Origin of the sequence: Bacillus sp. BF2-3 (genome assembly GCF_008368795.1) — a bacterium.
Classification (GTDB): domain Bacteria; phylum Bacillota; class Bacilli; order Bacillales; family Bacillaceae_G; genus Bacillus_A; species Bacillus_A cereus.
In genome coordinates this window covers 194,238-213,036 of sequence record NZ_QOSA01000020.1, presented here as the reverse complement: position 1 = coordinate 213,036, position 18,799 = coordinate 194,238, and the positions used below count along the sequence as shown (strand labels likewise).

Here is an 18,799-nt window from a genome sequence, read left to right as displayed (position 1 = left end):
CGCCACTTAGATGACGGTTCGGTTTTTATTTAAATCACAAAATCCTCCGGAATAAACACTTTCACTTCTTTCGGCTGTACGTATACGAAATCACCCGCTTGAATGCTGAGATGCTTGAACTGTTCTTTACTTATTTCTGCTTCTAAGTACTCATCTGTTCCATCTCGTTTTAATTCTACATATACGACAGGTCCAACTGCGTGAGAGTATGATACTTTGGCCGGGATTGCATCTACGCTTTGTTTCGTACGAGAGATTGATAAGTCATGCGGCCTTACGTAGGCTATTCCGTCTACGTTGGAAACGTGCTTATGCTCTGGTGCTTCTAGTTCGACCGACCCTACATTTAGCTTTCCTTTATGAACGCGGCCGTGAAATAAATTTACATTTCCTAAAAAGTCATATACAAACGGACTTGCTGGGTTTTCATATACTTCTTCCGGTGTTCCCATTTGTTCAATGCAACCTTCATTCATTACAACGATGCGGTCTGCAACGTCTAACGCTTCTTCTTGATCATGTGTTACGAATACGCTCGTAATTTGAAATTCGTCATGTAATTTTCGGAGCCATCTTCGTAATTCTTTTCTCACCTTTGCATCGAGTGCACCGAACGGTTCATCGAGTAATAAAATTTTCGGTTCGACTGCAAGTGCCCGGGCTAGTGCAATACGTTGACGTTGTCCACCAGATAATTGCGCTGGATAACGTTTAGCAAAGCCATCCATTTTTACGAGCTTTAATAATTCTGTTACCTTTTCTTCTATCGCTTCTGCTGACGGTCTTAAGCTTTTCTTTCTTACTTTTAAACCGAAAGCGACATTCTCAAATACATTCATATGTTTAAAGAGCGCATAGTGCTGAAAGACGAAACCGACTTGCCTGTTTTTCACATGAATGTCTGTTAGATCTTCCCCATCAAATGAAACAGAGCCTCCATCCGCTTCTTCTAATCCTGCAATAATGCGTAATAACGTCGTTTTCCCAGAACCTGACGGGCCTAATAAGGCAACAAGTTCACCTTTTGGGATATCCAAATGAATGTCTGTTAGTGCTTGAAATGTACCATATTGCTTTGATACACCTTGAATTTGAATACTCACCGTAATCCCCCTCTTATTGTCGTTTTTCCATTCGCCATTCAATCCAGTTTTTTATAACGAGTGTAAACACTGCAATTAATGACATTAACGTCGCTACTGCAAATGCTGCTGAAAATTGATATTCATTGTACAAAATTTCAATATGGAGCGGCATCGTATTCGTAATACCGCGCACGTGACCTGATACGACAGAAACGGCTCCAAACTCACCGATAGCACGGGCATTACATAGAATCATGCCGTACAAAAGACCCCATTTTATATTTGGAAGCGTAACGCGCCAAAACATTTTCCAGCCACTTGCGCCAAGTGATAAAGCTGCCTCTTCTTCACTTTTCCCTTGCGCCTGCATAATGGGAATTAATTCACGTGCAACGAACGGGAAGGTTACAAAGATTGTTGCGATAATAATGCCTGGTACAGAGAAAATGAGTTTCACTCCATGTTCAAGTAACCATTCGCCAAGAGCACCCCTCGGTGTGAAAAGTAAAACGAATACTAATCCTGCGATAACTGGTGACACAGCAAACGGCAGTTCAATAAGAGAGAGTAATACTTGTTTTCCTTTAAACTGAAACTTTGTAATAAGCCATGCGGCCGCTACCCCAAATATCGTATTAAGCGGCACAACGATTAACGCAACGAGAAGCGTTAATCTAATTGCTGAAAATGCTTCTTGATCTGTAATAGCGGCAATGTATACATCCATCCCTCTTTCAAAGGCTTTTAGAAAAATAGTTATGAGTGGCAGTAATAGAAAGAGAGATAAAAATAAAACTGTAATCGTAATTAATATGCCTGGTACAAGCTTAGATTCTTTTTTAGCTGATACGCTTTTTACTATTTTCTTTTCTAATAATGTTGGTTCCATTTTCTCTCCTCCTATTCACTTTTTAGTTCATGCCTTCTACTCCAGCTTTGAATCATATTAATAAGAAGAAGGAAAAGGAGAGAAATAATAAGCATCACGGTCGCTACAGCTGTTGCCCCCGCATAATCATATTGTTCTAGTTTCGTCATAATCATCAGTGGCGCAATTTCTGTTTTCATCGGCATATTACCTGCGATGAAAACGACAGATCCGTATTCTCCTAATGCTCTTGCAAATGCGAGTGAAAAACCTGCAAGAAGAGCGGGAAAGATTTCTGGTAAAATGATTTTCACAAATATTTGCAAGCGGGATGCACCTAAACTCGAAGCCGCCTCTTCTACTTCTTTATCAATATTTTGCAGCACTGGTTGCACCATTCGAACGACAAATGGTAAACCGATAAAAGTAAGCGCAACGATAATTCCGATTGGTGTAAAAGCTACTTTTATATGAAACAGACTAAATATTTTCCCAATCCATCCATTTTCCGCATAAAGCGTTGTAAGTGTAATACCAGCTACAGCTGTCGGAAGTGCAAACGGTAAATCAATGAGTCCATCTAATAGTCGTTTCCCTGGAAACTTGTAGCGTACGAGCACCCAAGCTATTAATAAACCGAAAATGGCATTTACAATAGCAGCTGCAAATGAAGTTGTAAAACTAACTTGATAGGAATGCAACACACGCTCGTTCGTTATAACCCCAGCGAACTTCTTCCAACCTAACTGTGAAGTTTGAATAAATACGATAGAAAGTGGTATAAGTACGAATAAGCTCATGTACAACATTGTAAATCCAAGCGATAATCCAAACCCTGGTAAAACACGCTTCTTCCTCATCCTCTTTCACCTCATCCCCCTTTAGCAGTACGCATTATTTTTGATAAATTTTATCGAATACGCCGCCGTCATTAAAGTGTTTTTCTTGTGCTTTTTTCCAGCCACCAAATAGTTCATCTACTGTAAATAATTGAACTTTCGGAAATTGAGATGCATATTTTTCTGCTACTTTTTCATTACGCGGACGATAAAAGTTTTTCGCCGCAATTTCCTGTCCTTTTTCTGAGTACAAATATTCAAGATACCCTTCTGCTACTTTTTTCGTTCCTTTTTTATCAACGACTTTATCTACAACCGCTACTGGTGGTTCTGCAAGTACACTAATAGAAGGGGTTACAATTTCAAATTTATCTTTTCCAAGCTCTTTTTGAGATAATAACGCTTCATTTTCCCATGCGATTAATACGTCACCAATTCCTTTTTCAACAAATGTTGTCGTTGCTCCGCGCGCTCCTGAATCTAATACTTCTACGTTTTTATAAATTTGGCTAACAAACTCTTTCGCCTTATCTTCACTATTATTATATTTTTTCAATGCGTATCCCCACGCCGCTAAATAGTTCCAACGTGCTCCGCCTGATGTTTTTGGATTTGGTGTAATGACAGACACACCTTTTTTCGTTAAATCATCCCAGTCTTTAATTCCTTTCGGGTTTCCTTTTCGAACAAGAAATACAATTGTTGACGTGTATGGAGTGGAATTATTCGCAAGTCGCTTCTGCCAATCTTCTGCTAGTTGTTTTTTCTTACTAATGGCATCAATATCATAAGCAAGTGCTAGTGTAACAACGTCTGCTTCTAAGCCATCAATAACAGAACGCGCCTGACTTCCAGATCCCCCGTGTGATTGTTTTACATTTACTGTTTGCCCGTGCTTCTCTTTCCAATACTTCGCAAAATCTTTATTAAAATCTTGATATAACTCCCTAGTTGGATCATAAGAAACATTTAAAAGCTCAACTGTTTTTTTATCCCCACTTCCTTCAGAATTACTAGTGGATGTTGCCGAACCACACCCTGATAAAAGTACAACTGCTGATAATAAAACACCTGTACTTTTCATAAACGCTGCCTTACCCCACTTTTTCATCGTTAAGCCCCCTTAGTTTATACAATAGAAAAAGGCACACAATATATTCACAAATGTGAACATTGTGCGCCTTCAGTTTATCTGATTAGCTTCTAATGTATTGTATTCGATTTCTTTTCATTTTAATTCTGTAATTCATATGTGTCAACTTGGATTTTAAATTTTCTTGCTAAACTAAAATATTGGCATACTTCGAGCCCAATGATTTTTCAAATCAGCAAATTCTTTTGGTAACTTACTATTTTCATTCCATTCTAATTTATATGCATTTACTAACACCGTAGCCATTGATTCACGGTTCATTACTCCATTTTGATTAAAATTACCGTTCTTATCATTTTCAGAGTTCATCCATAATTTCACAAATAAGATATTGCACTCGCCGTAAGCGTTAATCCCTTCTGTTCTATGTATATCTCCTCCTTGTTGGTCATATGAAGCTTTAAATATATGGCACCACAGCTTAATCAATGCACAAAAAAATGAGGCAACCACCTTCAAAGATGGTTGCCTCATTTTTACACTTGCATCGCTTTCTCTCTCAATGCTCTTCTTAACAACTTACCCGTCGTATTCTTCGGTAATTCTATTAAAAACTCAATGCTTTTCGGCACTTTATATTTCGCTAAATGTAACGTACAGTAATGCATTAGTTCTTCTTCTGTTACGTTTGCTTGCTTCAAAACGACGTACGCTCGCACAGCTTCTCCTAAGTTTTCATCAGGAACACCGATTACGACAACTTCGGCTACTGATTCGTGCGTATATAATACTTCTTCTACTTCACGAGGGTATACGTTATAACCGCCAACTAAGACGATATCTTTTTTACGATCAACGATATAGAAGTAACCTTCTTCATCCATTTTCGCCAAGTCACCTGTATATAGCCAGCCGTCTTTCAATGTCGCAGCTGTATCTTCTGGTGCATTATAGTATCCTTTCATAACGTTAGGTCCGCGAACGATTAATTCGCCGACTGCGCCGACAGGTACTTCTTCCCCAAGTTCATTTACAATTTTATTTTCTACATGCCAAATATTTGTGCCAATCGACCCTGGTTTACGAGGACGATCTAGCGGATTGAAACAAGTAACTGGTGATGCTTCTGATAAACCGTATCCTTCTGAAACAATAACGTTAAAACGTTTTTCAAAGTTTTGTAGAAGAGCAACAGGCATCGATGCGCCACCGGAAATACAAAGACGAAGCGTCTTCACATCTTCTGCGCTTGCTTCTTCAAATAAATATAAATAATTGTACATCGTCGGTACGCCAGCAAAGATCGTTGGTTCGTACGTACGACAAATACGGAATACTTCTTTCGGACTAAATTTCGGTAACATTAAAATCGTTGCCCCGTTCACAATCGGTGCATTTACCGCAACTGTTAAACAGAATACATGGAACATAGGCAGTGCCGCAACAACGCGGTCATCAGCCGTATATTGTAAATACGAAGCCACATCGCTCGCATTACTATATAAATTTTTATGTGTTAACATAGCGCCTTTCGGTTTTCCAGTTGTGCCCGAAGTGTATAGGATAACCGCTACATCTTCTTCATCTAGTTCAGGACCTTCGTAAGTTGTATCTCCAGTCCCCACAAAACTAGTAAACGTTTTCATTTTTTCGGTTTCTGTATGGTTAAAATCTGATGAGGTTTCGCATATGATGATGTTTTCTAATGAAGGAAGTCTTGTTGTAAGAGATTGTATAACAGGTAGAAGGACGTCGAGTACGATGATTGTTTTTACATCTCCATTTTGTAAAATATAATGCATTTCGTCTGCTGTATAAATTGGATTAACTGGAATAACAGTTGCTCCGGCTTTCATTGTTCCGTATAAACCGACCAAAAAATGTGGTGAGTTCCCAACAACTAATGCGACATTGTCCCCTTTTCCAATGCCCATTTCTGCTAAATTGCCAGAAAACCTTGTGACCATTTTGTTTAATTGGTCATATGAGACCGACTGATCCATAAATATATAAGCCGGTTTATCCCCCTTCTTTTTTGCCGTTTCAGCCAAAGATTGAACGAGATTCACAAAAACCCCACCTTTATAAAATTTAGAATATTTAAAAATTCTAAATTAATTATATTAAAAGAAAATTAAAGTGGCAAGTGATATTCTATTAACTGCATATAGACAGACCACCTACTCTTAGTTTACTTTGGAAGAATAAGGGGATTTTATTTGTAAGTAATTTATGAAACTAGACCAGAAATCATTTTAGGATAATATGCATTCATCTTTTCTCTAAGTTTATTAAGTTCCTCTTTATTTAACGTCGTATGCTCGCCGTGCAAGTTAAGAGCGTCCGCTCCATCTTCATGAAAATACACCGTAACATATAACGTCGGTAACCCTTTGTTGTTTTCATCTATTGATAAGACGACATCTGGCGTTTTATTAACAGTGCTGAATGTTTCATTTCTTTTCCACTTCTTATTTTGAAACATGTCTTGTATATCATGTATCTTTCGTTTGTTATCTGTATGCGTAAAATATATAACATTATCCTCAGCCGGTTTTCCGATAGACAAAATTGTACGACTTGAGGGCAATCCACTGTTACACGCTGTCATTCCGATGACGAAGCTGAGCAATAATATAACGTACATTACTCTTTTCATTTCGATTCGCCTCCTTTTCATATATATATTCCTTTATAAGAGGCAGATGTCCTGTAAGTATACATTTTGTGGTAAATGGAATTATATCGACAAAACTACAAAAAGAAAGAGGCTGCCTTTATGGCAGCCTCCCTCATTTTTAGAAGAATAAATGTAAGAAATCTTCAGTTGTAATGTTACCGAAGTAGCGTGCGATATCTACGCCTTCTAAAGCTGCAGTGAATGCATCTTTATCGAACTGAACGCCTGTTAGACGCTCTTCGATATCATGAACATCTAGTGAACCGAAGAAGTCGCCGTAAATTTTACATTCTGTTACTGTTCCTTTTTTCACTTCAAGACGAACATCAACTTGTCCAACTGGGAAGCGGTGTGAATGTTGTAAGTTGAACTTCGGTGATTTTCCGTAGTTCCAATCCCAATTTTGGTAACGTTCTTCAGAAAGTTTGTGGATCTCTTTCCAATCATTTTCTGTTAATTCATACGTTGGGATTTCTGTTTCTCCTTCGAAAATTGTTTCTAGAAGAAGTTGTCTAAACTCTTCTGTCGTCATTTCTTCGTTTAGGAACTCTGTAATGTTCGCAACGCGGCTACGGATTGATTTAATACCTTTTGATTGAATCTTATCCATTTTTACTTTTAACGCTGATACGACGTGATCGATTTCAGAGTCAAATAGTAACGTACCGTGGCTGAACATACGACCTTTCGTTGAGAACTGCGCGTTACCTGAAATTTTTCTACCTTCAGCTAAAATGTCGTTACGACCACTTAGTTCAGCATTTACGCCTAATTTACTAAGCGCTTTCGTTACAGGCTCTGTGAATTTTTTGAAGTTGCTGAAACTGTCTCCATCATCTTTCGTAATAAAACTGAAGTTTAAGTTTCCTAAATCATGATATACTGCGCCTCCGCCTGATAGACGACGAACGACATGAATACCTTTTTCTTTTACGTAATCTGCATTAATTTCTTCTACTGTGTTTTGGTTTTTACCAATGATAATCGAAGGCTCATTAATGTAAAACAGTAAATATGTTTCGTTAATATCTAAATTCTTCACACAATATTCTTCAATCGCTAAGTTTATTCTAGGGTCTGTAATTCCTTTATTATCAATAAATAACATCGTATCACCTCATGAGTTCCATACGTAGCCACTATGCGCTAGCGTAATGTGACCACTGAAAATTTGTTTTGCTTCTGTTACTAAATCAGATGGGTTGCCTGTATGCGGTAAGTGCGTTAATAAAAGTTCTTTTACATTCGCATCTTTTGCAATACTTGCTACTTCTGTACTATTCATATGCCCTGCTTTTGCAGCCTCTTGATGTGCATACATATTACACTCACAAATGAAAAGATCAGCATCTTTCGTGAATGGAATAAACTCAGGAATATAACTGGAATCAGCGCTGTATACTACGATATCACTACCTGCTGTAATGCGCATCGCAAAGCATGTAACAGGATGAACAGTTTTTAAGAATGAAATCGAGAACGGTCCAATTTGAAGTGTTTCTTCTGGATTGTACGCGATTCCTTTCGTATGCGGTTCATGTGTTAAAGAATGGAAACCATTCTCATCAAACGTATGACCGTATATTGGTAGTTCTGGTAGTTGCCTTGTTGTCGCACTCGTAATTAGTCTCGCATATTGCAATACCCCAATGTCTGCAACATGATCGTGATGATAGTGCGACAGTACAACTGCATCTATATCAGACGGTGTTATATATTTTTGAAGCTGTGCTAGTACACCACTACCACAGTCTACAAGTAAACGAAAACCATCGTGTTCAAACAAATACCCCGACGTTGCTTCTCCCGCTTCTGGAAAGCCGCCCCAAAAGCCGACAACAGTCATTTTCATATGTATCCATCCTTTCTAAAACCGAGTAGAAATGCATGTTTTGCTTACATCCTACATTGTTAACTATAATCCATTTCCTAAACTTTTTCATTAATTTTCAATTTTGTTATAAAACAGTTATTGACTTTTATTTTTTGTACTAATACAATGATAGTAAGAAATGGAAATGGAGGGATTGACATGATCGATCAACCAATGGAGTTTTTCAGAAATTTACCGACGAAAACTTGTGCGCACTGCGGGAAAGAAATTGATGAGCAGCACGAAGCATACCATAACAAATGTGATGATTGCGTTCACGAAGAATAGTAGTTTGTGAACAGAAAAAAACCTAGCAGACATAGTCTACTAGGCTAATAACATCTTATCCTTCATCGTTGAACCTTTCACCAAGAGCTCCAGTTCAAACTCATACAATTCTTTTTTTCGATAATTTTTCGTATGAATTTTATCCATCATTAGGTCGACAACTTTTCGGGCCATTTCATCAATTGGCTGTTCAATTGTCGTAATACCTGGTTCTGTAATCTGCGATAATATTTGATTATCAAAACCGATAACAGCGAGATCATCTGGAATGCTCCAGTTATGGCGTTTCGCCTCTGAGATAATTCCAGCTGCTACCTCATCGCCTCCTGCCAAAATCGCGGTAGGATTTTTTTTGTCCTTTAATACTTCATGGAATATTCGTTTTCCATCTTCCCAAGAGAAAGCGTTTTCAAGAAAGTCAATCGCTTCTACTTGGCGGCTCTTCTCAGTTATTGCACGTAAAAAGCCCATTTTTCGCTGCTGGCTAACGACTTTGGTTTCGTTACCACGGCAAAAAATAAGATTACGATATCCTTGATCTAAAACATGCTTCGCAGCTATGTATGCTCCTTGCGCATGATCAAATTTCACTGTTGGAATATTTGCTTCCTCAATATATTCATTACACAACACGATTGGACCGTGCTGTAAGTATGGCTCTACATCTTCCCACGGATTTTCTAGTGAACATAGAATAATCCCATCTACTTGTTTCGTAGATAATAATTGTAAATACTCCATCTCTTTTTCCGGTAAATACCTTGTTTGACAAATAATCAGTTTATATTTATGTTCAGAAGCAGCAATCTCGATTGCTTCGATAAATCTACTGAAGAAAGGATTTGTAATCCTTGGAACGAGCACCGCAATTGTTTCCGTTTTTTGTTTACGAAGCCTTCTCGCCGCAGAATTAGGAACGAAGCCTAAATGCTTCATTGCTAATTGAACCCTTTTTTTCTTCTCATCTGAAACATATGGATGATTATTAATCACCCTAGAAACCGTTGTCCTTGATAACCCCGCTAATTTCGCCACGTCCTCTATAGTCGACACGAAATTCTCCCCCTTTGCATGAAAACGTTTTCTTAAATTGATTATATAGTATATTATTGGAAACTGCAATATCGGTTGTTATGATTTTACTATATTAATATTATACATAGGTAAAAGTCTGTTAATGCATGGGCAATATACTGCTTTTAGAAATTTACGTTATGTACATTCCTTTTCTTAATACCATATATCCTTTATTCAATATAAAACCCCATCAATACGTCATCTCCATATGATCCATCTTCATACTTTATTTGCTTTCGTTGTCTGCCTTCTTCTACAAAGCCCATACGTTTGTACACTTTAATTGCCCGATCATTAACAGAAACTACACCTAAACAAATTTTCTCTAAACCTTTCTGCCCTTTCGCCCAACTAATAAGAAATTCAATTAATTTCGTGCCGATGCCTTGATTACAATACGCCTCTTTAATCCCCATTCCCATTGTGCCTGCGTGTTGTAACCGTTCTAGTTCATATCGGTTGAAAATTAAAAAGCCAACTACTTTCCCATCTACTTCATACACGATATAAAGATTACCTTTCTCATTACTTTTCCGTATCTTTTCTCTTTCTGCATTCATATCATTCGGTAACTTCTTTGGGGATACTATGAAAAATTTTGTAGTAGTTTCCGATAATATAATTTCTTTTCTAATATTCATAATTGCTTCTGCATCAGTCTCTTTTACTAACCGTATCATTGAATCACCTCGTACTTTTTCTTTTTAAAAATAATATTACAACTATAAAACGGCCAATATGCAATATTACATATTGAGAATCTTTTTACTCTTGATACAATATTCATATATCAAAATAAAAGGAATGTATACAATGAATCCAATCTTAACAGCTGCAAAACAACTATTACATAAAGAAGAAAAAATTTTATCTACTTTAAAATGTTCACTTACTGGCTATATGATTACGCATAAAGTCCCGTATCCTGGCATGTTACTTGCTACTAATCAAAGACTTCTCTTTTTTAGCCAATATAAAAACACATTCATTGCCGAATTTGATTATGAAAAAATTCTATCCATAGAAACGAAGAGAAGAATCTTTGACAAAAAAATAATATTTTACTATGAAGATGAATATATAACGCTTGGATACATTACAAGTTCGAATGTTGAAGCGTTCATAGACTTACTACATAGAACGTAAGTATTCCAAATGCATCTTTCATACTTGTATATACTTCTTTATCAAACAATATAGATGAAAGGGCATAAACAAGAAAGATGATTAGCGGATTTACGATAAAATAATAAGTAAGATTGCCTTTCATCATATCAACTCCTCTACCCTATGTTTCTCTGTAAATTGTTGTAATTCCTTTTCTTTCGTTTCTATAGCTTGTAGAAAGATTTATAGATGAACTAAGGAAAAGATGCCCTCTATTAAAATAAAAAAGCACCAAAAAGGTGCTTTTATCTATGCTTCAACCGATTGATTTTCAGCAACATTTTTAAATTGTCGTTTGTGCATCAAAGTTAAAGAACCGATCGTTCCAAGTGATAATATAACGATAAAGATCATGAGCATTCCTATGTTTTGCCACATGAAGTCAAAGTCTCCACTTGATACGACTGCTTTCAATCCTGATACAGAGTATGTCATCGGTAACCAAGCATTGAATGGTTGTAAAAACTTCGGAATCAATTCTAGCGGGAATGTTCCGGCACTCGTTGTAAGCTGCATAATTAATGTGATGATGGCGATAAAACGGCCTGCATCACCGAATGCTGTTACTAAACATTGAATTAATGAAATAAACGCTAAACTTGTAACGATACTAAAGAGTATGAAGTACGGAATACTTTGTACTTCTACACCTAATCCGAACAGTAATATAACATCTGCTACTATCGCTTGAATAATACCGACCGATAGTAAAACACCGAACTTACTAATAAACCAGCTAAACCCTGATTTTGGAACACCAACTGTGTCACGTAATGGATATACGATAGATAATAGTAATGCCCCAACGAATAAACCGAGTGATAGGAAATACGGCGTAAATCCAGTTCCGTAGTTTGGAACTTCCGCCATTTTCTCCGTCTTCACTTTTACAGGACTTGCAAACATATCATACGTTTTATCCGTCCCTTTTACTTCACCAGTTTTTTCTGCTCCTTCGCCAAGTTTCTCTGCAAGTTCACTTGAACCATCGTTTACTTTCACTAGTCCATCAGTTACTTTTCCTGATCCGTCTGCTAGTTTATTTACTCCGTCGATTAGCTGGGTTGAGCCATTTGATAATGTACCTAAGCCTGTTGTTACTTGACCGGAGCCATCTGCTAATTGATTTACTCCACCTGCCATTTGATTTGCTCCTACAGATAATGTTCCTAAACCGCCTGTTACTTGACCGGAGCCATCTGCTAATTGGGACACCCCTACAGATAATGTTCCTAAACCGCCTGTTACTTGGCTTGAGCCATCCGCTAATTTCGTTACTCCTGCAGATAATATTCCTAAACCGCCTGTTACTTGGCTTGAGCCATCTGCTAATTGATTTACTCCACCTGCCATTTGGTTTGCTTCTGCAGACAATGTTCCTAAACCGCCTGTTACTTGACTTGAGCCATCTGCTAATTGATGTACACCACCTGCCATTTGATTTGCTCCTGCAGATAATGTTCCTAAACCGCCTGTTACTTGACCAGAGCCATCTGCTAATTGATTTATCGCATCAATTAATTGACCGGATTCATTTTTAAATTTATTTGTGCCTTCTTTTGCTACATTTAAATTCTTACCAAACCCTTGGAAATTTTCAACAAATCCTTTTTGTGCACTGGATAATTTCTCAATACCCTCTGTTAAAGAGTCCAATTTCGCTGTATTCGGTAGTTTGTTTTGTGCATCACTTGTTTTTTGATTTATTTCGCCTTTTAATTGTTTTACTTCTTCATTTAATTTATTTGTTCCACCTGCTACTCCGGCAGCTTTTTGTTGAACTGTAGCTGTACTTTTTACAGCACTTGTTATAAATGGTTGTAACTGCTCTTGATATTCTTTCGGTAAACTCTCGATTTGCTTTTGTAAATTCGCTACATCTTGCGCTGCATTTTTTGCATCTCCTGCTGTTGATTGCGTAAGTTCATTTAACTGATTTACATTCGCCCCAGCTCCATCTATTTTCTCATTTACTGTATTCAATATAGAAGGGCCTTTCGACTGTATTTCCTCTAAACCTGCAGCAGAACTTTTCACTTTACTATTTAAATCTTGCAAACCCTTTTCAATTTTTTGAGAAGCTACCTCTAATTGTTTTTGTCCCCCAACCAGTTGTTCCATACCATTTGATAGATCAGTTGTTCCTGTTTTTAATTCACCGGATTTACTTACTAACTTGTTCAAACCACCGGTCACTTTCTCAGATCCATCACGCAATTCGCCAATACCTTTTTGCATTTCACCCGTTTTGTTATTTAACGTATTTAAACCGTCTGTTACTTTTCCTGACCCATCTACTAATTTTCCGATACCTGTTTGCATCTCACTTGTTTTACTATTTAACGTATTTAAACCGTTCGTTACTTTTCCTGAGCCGTCTACTAATTTCCCGATACCCGCATTGCCATTTAGTGCATGTAAACCGTCTGTTACTTTTCCTGACCCATCTACTAATTTTCCGATACCTACATTGCTATTTAATACATGTAAACCATCTGTTACTTTTCCGGAGCCATCTACTAATTTCCCGATACCTATTTGCATTTCACCGGTTTTGCTATTTAACGTATTTAAACCTGCTGTCACTTTCCCAGATCCATCAAATAGTTTCCCAACTCCATCCTTCATCTCCCCAGATTTCCCTTGAAGCGTATGAAGGCCATCCGTCACTTTACTTGAACCATCATGCAACTCACTTGATCCGTCGTGTAGTTTACTTGCCCCTTCCGCTCCATCTGCTAATCCTTTTGAGACGTCTTTAATAGAATCGAACATTTTCTCTGCATATGTTTTCGTTAACGTGCTTGATACTTCAGTTTTAATCTTTTCAATGGCTGTTCCTCCAATTTGTGAAGATAAGAAGTTTAAACTTTCATTTGGAATGTACTCTAAGTTTAATGGCTTTGGATTGTCTTTTAGTAACGTTGTAGCGTTACTTGAGAAGTCATCTGGAATGCGCACTAACATGTAATACTTTCTATCTTCCATTCCTTTCTTCGCTTCTTTTTCACTTACGAACTCCCATTTAAAACTTTTATTATCTTTTAAATTATCAACGAGCCCTTTTCCGACCTCAATTGGTTTCCCATCAAATACTGCGCCTTTATCTAAATTGACTACTGCAACTGGTAAGTCATCTAACTGTTTATACGGATCCCAAAAGGCCCACAAAAACATCCCTGCATATAAAATCGGTACGAATAAGACCGCAATAATTGGAATTAATATTTTTTTACTTTTTATAATTTCCGTGAACTCTTTCCGAAGTAACTGATTCCCTTTCATAATTTCTCCCCCTTTTTATAAAATGACCAAAATGTTCATATAGTCATTTTTACCCAAACAAAAAGGCTATACTTGTTCATACATATGCCTTATCCCTGAATTTATTACTATGCAACTTTTTCTTATTATGATTATAATTTTTCTATATCCCCCCTTAACTTAAATATATGACCGCATTGTTCATTTGGTCATTTTTTATAAAATTAAAAGGATTATCTTAGTTTGACAATCCTTTTAATAAATAAAGTTCAAATAACTCTGCAATTTTTTCTTTTTCTAGCGGTTCGTGATTTTTTTCCCAATCAAAAATAAGCGATACATATAGACGAAGCATAATAAATGCTGTAATTTCTGGATCACATTTGCTAATTTCACCTTTTTCAATCGCAATCTTTAAATACGATTGAATAACAGAAACGATTTCCACATCAACTTGTTGCATAACTTCTTGTACTTCTTTCGTTCCCATATCGCGCTCTTCTTGAATTAATTTAATCATGAGCTGATGTTCTTTTCTAAATTCCAAGATGCTATATAATGCTCTATGTACATTTTCAAAAAATGAAACATCTGAACGAATTGCACTTTCTGCAACTTGCTTCATTTCTGTAATTAAATTAGAAATAATTTCACCAAATAGCTCTTCTTTATTTTTGAAAAAAGTATAAATCGTTCCTTTTCCTACATTCGCTAACTTCGCTACTTGATCCATCGTTGTTGCTTTATAACCGAACGCTGAAAAAGACTTTGTTGCAGCTTCAATAATAGAACGTTTTCGATCTATCGCCACATTGTCACCTCCAAAAATGACCAATTGGATAATATAGTCAATCAGTACATCTTTGATATTACCACACGCTTACATTCTATACAAGTTCTCTTTTTATTATTTCCAGTATAAAAAAATTCCAGTCAGTGTATATCATACTGTCCATAGTTTATCAAAAAGTATACTTGTATGGAAAGCTAGAATATATTCGTAAATAATTGCTGACTAGATCCCACTAGAAATTTAATAAAATAGACAGTGTTCTTAAAACCAAAGGTTAAGAACACTGTCTATTATTTTGACATAGAAAGTAATATTTTCTCCATTTCTTTCTTAGTTAGCTCATCATCGATTATCTCTTCGTATATCTTTGTATCTCTTGTAAAAATATCATTCACTATGACAATTTGATAATCACTATTCTTACCTTGTGCTGGTACAAACATTTTAAGGCCTCTTAACTTCCCCTCTCCATGAGAAGATTTATTATAGACCATTCCTTTCCCGTCTAAACTATAACTTTCTAAATTCTCTTCTCCAGGCATCATATAGTGTAGTGGATCCTTACCACCATTAACATTACCATCCATATACATCCTTGACTGATAAATCGTAAAACCATATTTCCCTTTTGTATATTCTGATTTAATAACTAATTCTACATCTCTTCCAAAATATGAGTCAGCCCATTCTCTCTTTAGCTCATAACCTTCTGGTATATAAGTCGGCTGCTTAATTTGATACGGTACATGTTCTTTTGCTTCTTCTATAGTATATGTTAAAGACTTCTCCAGCTTATCTTCAAGCGGCTTTAATGTCTTCTCAATAGTAGCTAATCTTTCTTGATCAGCTTTCTTCAAGCGTTCAGGTTTATATTCCTTTGTATCTCCATCATAATTCTCAGGCACATTTTTCTTAACCATTGCTTTCTTATGAATTTCTTGCGCTTCCTTAAATAATTGAACATACTGCTCAAATTCTTCTTTCGTAAAATTCTTTTCTGCCAAATACAAAAAATCTGTATTCATTTTATATGACTTTATCGACATACCCCATTCTCTACTTGCATTCTCTGGTGTACCTAATACTGTTTCTATCGCTTCTTCAAAAGCCGCTTTATGTTGCTTTTTTCCTACAATTTTTTCTTCCTGTCTTTCATCTCCCTCAGTTATCCTTGCATTTAATAAAAATCCGCCTGCTATAGCTGCTATCGCAATCACTCCAAGTAAAGAAAGGCGATACGATTTCTTTTGGAATTTTTTAATCATAACGATTCTCCTTTTTAGTGTTCGTTTATTTCTACTTAAATTTGCTAGGCTTGGTACTTGATAGGAATAATGTTCTAGAAGGGTAATAATTGTATGACCGTATGCAATTTGTTCCTCTTTATCTATAAAAGTAAGTGCATATGCATCACAGGCTAATTCTTGATCTTCTCGCATACAAAAATAGGCGTACCAAAGAATCGGATTGAACCAATTTAATAGGATTAAACTGTACATAATCCAATTTACAGCTACATCGTTTCTCTTAATATGAGCTAACTCATGGTAAAAGACATATTGTAATTGTTGTTCATTTAATACTTTCATATGTTTTTTTGATAGTAATACTTTCGGACGAAAGAAACTAAACACAGTTGGGCTCGCAATCTTTCCCGCCAGACGTAACGAAACTGCCTTCTTTATTTTCATAGACTGCTTACAGCGATTAAACACTGTAACGACCTGTTCATTCGTAATATCCGGTTGTTTCTTTATGTACGAATATAACCGTCTATTTGTACGAAACGTAATATATGCTAATACGATGACCCCAGCTAGCCACACATACAAAGCAATTTTGTATAAAGAAAATGTAGTCTGTTGTTCCGAACTTACTTCTACTTCCGGTTCGCTAGTTTTTGTCACCATTTTAGGATTTGATTCCAATTCCACTTTACGGTCGCTTTCTATGTTCACTATATTCTCAGTAGCCGGCATATTTTTTGGAATAACTTCCGATACACTAGAACGATAGGAAAGTAATGAGTAAATGCTATAAGAGCTATCTGGCGACCACGGTAAAAGGAGTCTTATCATTAATACGATCCACAGCATATATTGCCACCGGGGGGTTAATTTATTTCTAAATAGAACTTTTATACATAAAATAAATCCGACTAATATGCTAGCCATAAGTGACGTTTCTATAAGCCAATCAAAAAAATGAGGAAGGTATACATTTATAAGCGTGTTTATCATTTTTATCGATCCTTCCTCTTATTCTCCTCTGTCTTCTCATCTAAGATGCGTTTTAATTCATTAATATCTTCTGAAGATAATTTCTCCTCTTTTAAGAAATTAACAAGTAATGGCTTAAACGCTGCACCGCAAAAACGTTTTAGTAAAGATTTCGTTTCCACTTGCAAATAATTATCTTGTGATACTAACGGATAATAAGCGTACATACGCCCTTTATCTTGATGGTAAGAAACGGCTTCCTTTTGTACTAATCGATTAATTAATGTGCGGATTGTTTTCGGTTTCCAGTCCATTGCATCTTCCAGTTCTTCTATAATTTCATTCGCTGTTTGCGGAGAACTCGACCAAAGTACTTTCATAATTTCTAATTCCGCTTCAGATATTTTAGGTAATTGATTTGTCATCGTATGTTTCACTCCTAAGTATTACATTTGTAATCTATAATTAAGATTACAAATGTAATAATTAATTGTCAACCATATTTTAGAAAAATTAATTTCAGCTAAACCTTACTTCACAACAACAAAATTCCTCTTTTTCAAATAATCAAATAAAAAAACAAGAAAATCTTTACAATTAATAGTAATATAGAAAATAGACAAGTTTATCAAAATAGTGGAGGCTTTTTCAGTCATGATGCGTGCGCTTCGTTTAAATATAAAGCAAGCTTTTTGTAATCGTGTTTCTTTAATTATTATGTTTAGTGGATTTGTTCTTATTTGTATTTATCATTATTATTATGTAATTCGTTATTTAGGAGACGCTGCGAATGGACCTATATCGACGGATATTAAATGGATTGGATTTCGTGGAAATGAAATGGATGTTTATTTATTATTAATGCCAGTTATTGCAAGTCTTCCCTTTAGTACAAGTTATAACTCGGATAAGTCCGATGGTTTTAAACCGTTTGTCAGTAAAGAAATTTCTTTATTTTCTTATTCAGTAACGAAATATATCGTTACATTTTTTTGCGGCGGACTTCTTTATACATTTCCATTCATCTTATCGTTATTATTTTGCAAATTAACCATTCCAGACGGAGTACCAACGGCTGGTTCAGGCATTATAAATGATAACGGGATGTTCGCAAACTTATATGAAACTTCCCCCATCACTTACATTGCTGTATATATCGGAATTAATTTTTTATTTGCAGGTTTGATGGCTCTTTTAGGACTTGCTGCATCTGCATGGTCCCAAAAGGACTATATGGCGCTTCTATTTCCATTTGCAACTACCTCTATTCCTTACGTCCTGCTAAATACGGTACTCCCTACAATAGGCGGAGCACCTATTCATTTATATGATCCAAGGCAGCCGCTGCATGGCATGTCACCATATATTTTGACAATACAATGTGCCTTCTTCCTCTTCGTTAGCTTAATCATGTATATACAAGGAGTAAAACGTGATAGAAAAAAATATAGAAGAAGGTTGCAAAAAAGAGAGCGGTGCAGAAAAGCGTTTCAAGTATAATAAAACCCTAATTTCCTTACTATATTGGAAATTAGGGTTTTATTTACTATTCA

General features: G+C 36.2%; 19 protein-coding genes. 3 read left to right on the top strand and 16 right to left on the bottom strand.

Going from position 1 to position 18,799, the window contains the following annotated elements; genetic code table 11:
• Positions 1–29: 29 nt before the first annotated feature.
• From DN401_RS16620 to DN401_RS16580, 9 genes are all read right to left on the bottom strand, one after another.
• Positions 30–1,103, bottom strand: a complete 1,074-nt coding sequence (locus tag DN401_RS16620) for a sulfate/molybdate ABC transporter ATP-binding protein (protein ID WP_100654940.1) — start codon at positions 1,101–1,103, stop codon at positions 30–32.
• A gap of 13 nt (positions 1,104–1,116) precedes the next feature.
• Complete coding sequence (cysW, locus tag DN401_RS16615; RefSeq protein ID WP_000433826.1) at positions 1,117–1,974, bottom strand: sulfate ABC transporter permease subunit CysW; 858 nt, start codon at positions 1,972–1,974, stop codon at positions 1,117–1,119.
• An 11-nt stretch (positions 1,975–1,985) separates the two neighbouring features.
• Positions 1,986–2,813 (bottom strand): sulfate ABC transporter permease subunit CysT, encoded by an 828-nt coding sequence (cysT, locus tag DN401_RS16610; RefSeq protein ID WP_001227877.1) that lies wholly within the window; start codon positions 2,811–2,813, stop codon positions 1,986–1,988.
• A gap of 34 nt (positions 2,814–2,847) precedes the next feature.
• A complete protein-coding gene (locus DN401_RS16605; RefSeq protein ID WP_000758695.1) occupies positions 2,848–3,903 on the bottom strand; it encodes a sulfate ABC transporter substrate-binding protein in 1,056 nt (351 codons plus the stop codon).
• Positions 3,904–4,077: 174 nt separating this feature from the next.
• Positions 4,078–4,254 (bottom strand): hypothetical protein, encoded by a 177-nt coding sequence (locus DN401_RS30475; protein ID WP_001986183.1) that lies wholly within the window; start codon positions 4,252–4,254, stop codon positions 4,078–4,080.
• A gap of 167 nt (positions 4,255–4,421) precedes the next feature.
• Positions 4,422–5,954 carry a fatty acid--CoA ligase family protein gene (locus tag DN401_RS16595; protein ID WP_001055150.1) on the bottom strand — a complete coding sequence of 511 codons (1,533 nt, stop codon included), beginning with the start codon at positions 5,952–5,954 and terminating at the stop codon, positions 4,422–4,424.
• Between the two features lie 161 nt (positions 5,955–6,115).
• A complete protein-coding gene (locus tag DN401_RS16590; RefSeq protein ID WP_000832612.1) occupies positions 6,116–6,544 on the bottom strand; it encodes a hypothetical protein in 429 nt (142 codons plus the stop codon).
• A gap of 139 nt (positions 6,545–6,683) precedes the next feature.
• Positions 6,684–7,673 carry a lipoate--protein ligase gene (locus DN401_RS16585; protein ID WP_000897285.1) on the bottom strand — a complete coding sequence of 330 codons (990 nt, stop codon included), beginning with the start codon at positions 7,671–7,673 and terminating at the stop codon, positions 6,684–6,686.
• Between the two features lie 9 nt (positions 7,674–7,682).
• A complete protein-coding gene (locus DN401_RS16580) occupies positions 7,683–8,417 on the bottom strand; it encodes an MBL fold metallo-hydrolase (RefSeq protein ID WP_000784668.1) in 735 nt (244 codons plus the stop codon).
• Positions 8,418–8,597: 180 nt separating this feature from the next.
• Here DN401_RS16580 and yhfH point away from each other — a divergent pair, with 180 nt between their 5' ends.
• Complete coding sequence (gene yhfH, locus DN401_RS16575) at positions 8,598–8,726, top strand: protein YhfH (RefSeq protein ID WP_000567010.1); 129 nt, start codon at positions 8,598–8,600, stop codon at positions 8,724–8,726.
• 39 nt (positions 8,727–8,765) lie between these two features.
• Here the strand turns inward: yhfH and DN401_RS16570 are convergent, their stop codons facing one another.
• Both DN401_RS16570 and DN401_RS16565 read right to left on the bottom strand, forming a co-directional pair.
• Positions 8,766–9,779: a LacI family DNA-binding transcriptional regulator gene (locus DN401_RS16570; protein ID WP_000103715.1), complete on the bottom strand. Its 1,014-nt coding sequence runs from the start codon at positions 9,777–9,779 to the stop codon at positions 8,766–8,768.
• 194 nt (positions 9,780–9,973) lie between these two features.
• On the bottom strand, positions 9,974–10,483 hold the full coding sequence (locus DN401_RS16565) for a GNAT family N-acetyltransferase (protein WP_000620467.1): 510 nt from the start codon (positions 10,481–10,483) through the stop codon (positions 9,974–9,976).
• A gap of 133 nt (positions 10,484–10,616) precedes the next feature.
• Between DN401_RS16565 and DN401_RS16560 the strand changes: the two genes are divergently transcribed.
• Positions 10,617–10,949 carry a PH domain-containing protein gene (locus DN401_RS16560; RefSeq protein ID WP_001068219.1) on the top strand — a complete coding sequence of 111 codons (333 nt, stop codon included), beginning with the start codon at positions 10,617–10,619 and terminating at the stop codon, positions 10,947–10,949.
• On the opposite strand, the gene DN401_RS29895 is transcribed toward DN401_RS16560, so the two are convergent.
• From DN401_RS29895 to DN401_RS16540, 5 genes are all read right to left on the bottom strand, one after another.
• On the bottom strand, positions 10,924–11,073 hold the full coding sequence (locus tag DN401_RS29895; RefSeq protein WP_000678024.1) for a hypothetical protein: 150 nt from the start codon (positions 11,071–11,073) through the stop codon (positions 10,924–10,926). The genes DN401_RS16560 and DN401_RS29895 overlap by 26 nt on opposite strands.
• A gap of 146 nt (positions 11,074–11,219) precedes the next feature.
• Positions 11,220–14,255 (bottom strand): YhgE/Pip domain-containing protein, encoded by a 3,036-nt coding sequence (locus DN401_RS16555; RefSeq protein ID WP_127063853.1) that lies wholly within the window; start codon positions 14,253–14,255, stop codon positions 11,220–11,222.
• 217 nt (positions 14,256–14,472) lie between these two features.
• On the bottom strand, positions 14,473–15,045 hold the full coding sequence (locus DN401_RS16550) for a TetR/AcrR family transcriptional regulator (RefSeq protein ID WP_000963381.1): 573 nt from the start codon (positions 15,043–15,045) through the stop codon (positions 14,473–14,475).
• Between the two features lie 272 nt (positions 15,046–15,317).
• Positions 15,318–17,267, bottom strand: a complete 1,950-nt coding sequence (locus DN401_RS16545) for a M56 family metallopeptidase (RefSeq protein ID WP_002204830.1) — start codon at positions 17,265–17,267, stop codon at positions 15,318–15,320.
• A gap of 2 nt (positions 17,268–17,269) precedes the next feature.
• Positions 17,270–17,671 carry a BlaI/MecI/CopY family transcriptional regulator gene (locus DN401_RS16540; RefSeq protein ID WP_000184509.1) on the bottom strand — a complete coding sequence of 134 codons (402 nt, stop codon included), beginning with the start codon at positions 17,669–17,671 and terminating at the stop codon, positions 17,270–17,272.
• A 229-nt stretch (positions 17,672–17,900) separates the two neighbouring features.
• Here DN401_RS16540 and DN401_RS16535 point away from each other — a divergent pair, with 229 nt between their 5' ends.
• Positions 17,901–18,746 carry a hypothetical protein gene (locus DN401_RS16535; RefSeq protein WP_000984145.1) on the top strand — a complete coding sequence of 282 codons (846 nt, stop codon included), beginning with the start codon at positions 17,901–17,903 and terminating at the stop codon, positions 18,744–18,746.
• Positions 18,747–18,799: the final 53 nt, after the last annotated feature.